Source organism: Corallococcus sp. CA053C (assembly GCF_003611675.1).
Lineage (GTDB): Bacteria > Myxococcota > Myxococcia > Myxococcales > Myxococcaceae > Corallococcus.
Map to the genome: position 1 here is coordinate 1 of NZ_RAWA01000534.1, position 5609 is coordinate 5609.

The 5609-nt window shown below is 69.7% G+C and carries 4 protein-coding genes; 3 read left to right on the top strand and 1 reads right to left on the bottom strand.

Annotated features, from left to right (window positions below):
• Window positions 1–115 precede the first annotated feature (115 nt).
• The 3 genes from D7V97_RS39290 to D7V97_RS39300 all read left to right on the top strand — a co-directional run bounded on the left by D7V97_RS39290 (window position 116) and on the right by D7V97_RS39300 (window position 5219).
• A complete protein-coding gene (locus tag D7V97_RS39290) occupies window positions 116–3520 on the top strand; it encodes a hypothetical protein (protein WP_147445165.1) in 3405 nt (1134 codons plus the stop codon).
• 99 nt (window positions 3521–3619) lie between these two features.
• The gene (locus D7V97_RS39295; RefSeq protein WP_120615706.1) at window positions 3620–3970 is read left to right on the top strand and encodes a helix-turn-helix domain-containing protein; all 351 of its coding nucleotides are present in this window, start codon (window positions 3620–3622) and stop codon (window positions 3968–3970) included.
• Window positions 3957–5219: a type II toxin-antitoxin system HipA family toxin gene (locus tag D7V97_RS39300; protein ID WP_120615707.1), complete on the top strand. Its 1263-nt coding sequence runs from the start codon at window positions 3957–3959 to the stop codon at window positions 5217–5219. Before D7V97_RS39295 ends, D7V97_RS39300 begins: the two co-directional genes overlap by 14 nt.
• 15 nt (window positions 5220–5234) lie before the next feature.
• Here D7V97_RS39300 and D7V97_RS39305 read toward each other — a convergent pair.
• Window positions 5235–5609, bottom strand: a 375-nt coding sequence (locus D7V97_RS39305) for a CPBP family intramembrane glutamic endopeptidase (protein WP_147445166.1), incomplete at its 5' end; no start/stop codon positions are given.

Below are 5609 nucleotides of genomic sequence, written 5' to 3' on the forward strand. Positions count from 1 at the left end.
GGGGTGGACCTTTTTCCATGTCGACACCTGATGTATCTATCCAGGGGGGATGCCGGGGCATCGGCATGTGTTGGGCGCGTCCGGACCCGCCGGGCGTATGCAAGGGGGAACACGCATGGCTGGTCCAATCCGTGGCGGCACGCCACAGACGCCTGTTGTCATCAAGCCGCAACCGGCGGCGACGCAAGCCGCCCCGCCTCCGCCTCCGCCCCCCGCGGTGTGCGCGGTCCTGCCTCCGCCCGTCGTCACGCCTCCGGTCAACAAGGGCCTGCTCGCGCTCCAGCAGGTCGTCAGCACGGTGAGCACCTTCGTCAACACGACCACCCGAACGGCGGTGCCCCAGCAGGACGCGCGCGCGGGCACCACGCCGGGCTTCAGCGTGGGCTCCCTGCTCATGGGCGGCGCACAGGCGCTCCAGCAGCTCGCGCGCATGCTGCCCACGACGCGCGCTTCCGGCGCGACGGATCCGTTGAGCCTGGGCCTGACGCAGCCCATGACCTCGGTGCGGGAGGAGTTGAAGCTGGAACTGGCCCGCAAGCCGCCGAACCCCCAGGTCCTCGCCTTCCTCATCACCACCGGTCAGCAGGCGCTGTCCGAGGCGTCGGGGACGCTCTCCAACGTGCCCTCGGACCTGGCCGGAGCGCCGGCCTCCGCGCTGGCGTCGGAGGCGGGGGCGCTCGCGGGCGTGATGGCGCAGGCCCAGGCCCTGCTGCCCCCGGGGCCCCAGCGCGCGCAGGCCGGACAGGCGGTGCTCGAATCGCAGGCCGTGCAGGCGCAGTCCGAGGCGCTGGTGGCGATGTCCGCCTACGTGAACGCCCCATCGGAGAAGGGCTTCGACACGTACGTGCGCGAGTTCGCGGAGGCGCAGCTCGCCTCGCAGCGCTCGGACCTGAACCGCGCGGCGCTGCTGCTGCCCAACGCCACCCCGGAGCAGTGGGGCGCGCTGGCGGTGGCCGCCGCCGAACTCCAGGCGTTGATGGGCATCCTCCAGCAGCCGGACCCCTTCCAGACGCTGACCACGGAGATGCAGGCGCTCAACGACCAGTGCGAGGGCGTGGCGCGGGACTGGAAGGCCGCGCCCGCCGGCATGGCGGGGCAGCCCGCGGCGCTGGGGCCCCAGTTGTCGCGCCTGACGAACGGGGTCCTCACCGGCCTGCCCGTGTCGAGCGAGCAACTGCTGGCCCTGCCCGTCTCCCAGCGGCAGGCCGTCGTGGATGCGATGAGCCAGTACTCGGGCCAGGGCGCTGTCAGTCCCGCACCCGCGTTCGGCACGACGGAAGGGGGGCAGCGGCTCACGCAGGCGTTGAGCACGGCCGGGGAGCTGCGTGCCTCCGGCCTCACCTTCGAGGCGTATCAGGACCAGGCCTCCGCGCGCGTCTCGGCGCTCTACCAGCAGAACCCGCTCCTGGGCGTGGTGGACCCCGCGCAGGTGGTCCAGGGGCTCGCGCCCGGCATGACCGCGCGCTTCACGGTCTCCGACGGGCAGCTCAGCCCGTCCGTCCAGTTCGGTTCGACGTCCTTCGCCCCGGAAGCGAGCACCGCGTCCAACGCCGCGATGCTCCAGCGGATCACCTCGCAGTCGGGCTTCGCGGGCACCACCGCGGGCCTGACCCGGAGTTACGGGACGCTGCTCCAGGGCGCACTGGCGGACGTGGCGACGCTGCAGCGCAACCTCGCGAACGCCCGGCCGCCGCCCACCGCGATGGACCTGCTTCCGTCCGCGAGCCGCGCCTTCGAGGCCCTGGCCTCGCGGCTCACGTCACCGGGCGAGGCGGGCGGCGCCAACGGGCAGCCCGGTCCGTTGGGGCGGGCGCTCATCTTCACGGGTGGGCTCTTCGACACGTACGCCGAACAGCAGCAGACCCAGGCGCGCAAGGACCTGGCCATCGGGCTGACGGGCGCGGTGGCGGGGCTGGGCGCGACCATCCTCACGGCGGCCACGGGCGGAGCGGCGGCGCCGCTGCTCATCGCGTCGATGGCGGGCACGTCGCTGCTGGCCGGCGGCTACGGCATGTTCCGCACCCACGAGCGCTTCGTGGATGCGCAGCGGCTGGCACGGTTCGGGAAGCTCTCCGGCGTGGAGGACCCCAGCGCGTTCCAGTACCTGCTGGAGCAGGGGCTCAACCTGTTCGGCATCGTGATGGACGGGGCGGACATCGCGCAGGCGGTGCGCGTGATGCGCGGCGCGGCGGCCGGCACGGAGGCGGCGCAGATGCTCGGCTCGCTGGAGCAGCTGCTCGCGTCGCCGCTGGGCCTGCGGCTGGCGAGCCGGCTGGACGAGGGCGCCGAGGTGACGGACGCGACGCTGACCACGCTGCGGCAGCTCCAGTCCGGTGGCTACACGTTCGAGGAGGTCGCGGACATCGCCAACCGCGCGGTGACGGCCCCGGAGACCCTGACCGACGCGGAGCGCGCGCTCAACCAGGTGGTCCGCGCCGAGCGGCTCTACACGCCGCAGGCGTTGGAGCTGTTCCAGCGCTACCACCTGGGCCAGGGCGTGTCCCCGGAGGACGCCTACCGGAGCGCGGTCGCCGCGGCGGGCGGAGACGCGGCGAAGGTGCCCCCGGAAGTCGCCCAGGACTACGTCCAGTGGATGCAGCGCCCCAGCACGGTGGACAGCGCCCGGAACACGCGCATGGCCCTGCAGCCACCCAAGCTCGCCGTCTACGAGAGCAAGGAGCTCGTCCGCGTCGGGGTGGATCCCCTGACGGTGCGGATGGAGACGGGACTGGGAGGGCGTCCCGTCTACACGGCCCCGAATGGCACGCGGTACATCTACGATGGCTCGGAAGGCATGCGGGAGGTGCCCCGGACGTTCCTCGCCAGCTCGTATTCCGTCATGCCGGCGAAGATCGACGAGGGCTCGCTCGCCGCCGCGGGGCTCGAAGGGCTCAAGCCCGAGAACCTGCGCGTCTTCCAGTCCGTGGAAGGGGGCTCGGTGCTGGTGGACAAGACGACGGGCGCCTTCTACTTCCAGGGCAGTGACGGCGCCGTCACGGACTTCTACGTCCACCTCACCCCCGCGACCCAATACCAGGAGCTGATCGCCGGCAAGGGCTTGCAGCCCTATGGGCCCATCGAACCTCCGGACGCGTTCGTGGACGGTCAGCTCGCCACCGACGTCGAGGGGCTGACGACGTCGCCAAAGGATCCGGACATGCTCATGGCCAGCTGGACCGTCAGCTCGCATGACCAGCCGGACTGGCTCGCCACGCGCAACCGGTCCAACACGCTCCTGGGCGACGTGCTCCTCGGTCAGGCCCGACGCAGTGACACGGACAACCCGGCGCTCGTGTACATCTTCATGCAGCCCTCGTCGGAGGACGTGCTCCAGGTGAAGGCACACACGTTCGCGGATGGGAGCATGGGGCGCGCCAGCCTGACGCGGGAGCAGTGGTACCTGAGGGAACCCCAGACCGCCCCGGAGGTCATCCTCTTCAACCCCGTGTCCTGGGACCGCGTCACGATGGTCATGAGCCAGACGGGAGAAGTCCTCTACGCCCCGCCGCCCGTTCCCTAGGGCGTGGGACCCCTGGCCGGGCTGCCTGCCCGGCCTCCTTCTGGCTCCTGGAGTCAATAGATTGGTTCTTGAGCGCAGTAAGAGGCAATATATTGAAGCATGCCTCGCCAGAACCTGACGGACGACACGACCCCCTTCGCCGTGGTCCGAGCCATCACCACGCTGGGGAAGAACATTGCCCGGGCGCGGATCCGACGTGGGCTTCGTCAGGTGGATCTCGCGAAGAAGACGGGGCTGGCGCTCGGGACGCTCAGGCGGATCGAGGAGGGGAGCCCCACCACCGCCCTCAGTGCCTACCTCACGGTCCTGTGGGCCCTGGGACTCGAACGCGAGTTCGACGACCTCGCCTCGCCAGACCGTGACGAAGAGGGAAAGACGCTTGAGCGGGCCCGCCAACCGAAGCGCGTGGTCCTCAAGTCCAAGAGGGAGGAACTCGATGCCGACTTCTGACGAGTCGAGCTGCTACGTGTACCTCCAGCTCCCGGACTCGCTCGACGTCGTGACCTGCGGTCGCTACGTCCAGCAGGACGGCACCGGGCAGTTCGTCTACGGCAGGAGCTACCTGGCCAATCCCCGCGCAGTCGAACTGGAGCCGTTCGAGCTTCCGCTGCGCGAAGGCACCTTCAGGACGGCCCGACTCGGAGGCATCTTCGGCTCGCTTCGAGATGCTTCCCCCGATGCCTGGGGACGCCGGGTCATCGAACGTCAGCTGGGCCGCGGGGACCTGACCGAGGTCGGCTTCCTCCTCAACTCTCCGGAGGATCGGGCGGGTGCGCTGTCCTTCGGTACGGACAGCAAGCCGCCTGCCCCCGTTCATCAGTTCAACAAGGTGCTCTCGCTGCGGCTCCTGATGGAGGAAGCCAGCCGGGTCGAGCACGAGCTGCCGCCATCACCCCAGGTCGACGACCTGGTGAATCCCGGCAGCTCCATGGGAGGAGCGCGCCCCAAGAACGTCGTGGAGGACGATGATGGCCTGTGGCTCGCCAAGTTCCCGTCGCGCGGGGACCGGTGGAACAACGCCGCGGTCGAGCACGGCATGCTGAAGCTCGCCCACGAATGTGGCCTGCGTGCTGCTTCCGGGAAGGTCGTCAAGGTCGCTGGACAGGACGTGCTCCTGGTCCGCCGCTTCGACCGTGAACGTGTCGAGCAGGGCTACCTGCGGCACCGGATGGTCAGTGCGCTGACGGTGCTCCGTGCCGACGAGAATCCGCGCGCCGGTCCGAACGAGCGCGGGAGTTGGTCATACCTCCTGCTGGCGGATGAGTTGAAGCGCTGGGTCCGCGACCCGGACAAGGACTTGCGAGAGCTGTTCGCCCGGATGGTGTTCAACGCGCTCATCTCCAACATCGATGATCACCCCAGGAACCATGCGCTCATCGCGGCCGGTAGCGGCTGGAACCTGTCGCCTGCCTACGACCTGACGCCCGCGCCGCAGGCCAGCACGGAGCGCGATCTGGCGATGGAGGTGGGAAGTGCGCAGCATCGCCGGGCCAACCGCCGCAACCTCTTGAGCGGATGCGCCCGCTTCCGCCTGTCGCAAGAAGAGGCCACGCAAGTCATCGACACGACGAAGGCGCGCGTGTCCTCTCGCTGGCGCGATGTCGTCAGGAGCTGCGGTGGATCCGAGGCAGACCTGAAAGCGATTGAGCGGGCCTTCGACTACGAAGGCTTCGAATACGGCGCTGATTCGCTGGAGTGATCCAGGCCCTTTGCCTCACAGGGGCGGCAGCTTCTCCAGGAAGCCGGAGCGGGTCAGCCACATCACCAGCGCGAAGCTGATGGTGTTGAACGCCGCGTGCGCGACAATCAATGGCAACAGCCGTCCGTGGTACCAGAAGACAAACCCGAACCACGCGCCCATGACGAAGGTCTGGAAGACGGCGAGCGTGCCTTCGTAGAAGTGGCCCACGGAGAAGAGCACGGCCGCGACCAGCACCGCGGGCACCCAGCGTCCCAACACCACGCGCAGGCGGGGCACGAGGAAGCCTCGGAAGACGAACTCCTCGAAGCCCGTCACCACCACCATGATGGCCGCGAACGCGGGCACCCCCAGCCCCGTGTCCAGCAGCGCCGCCGCCACCCCCTTGCG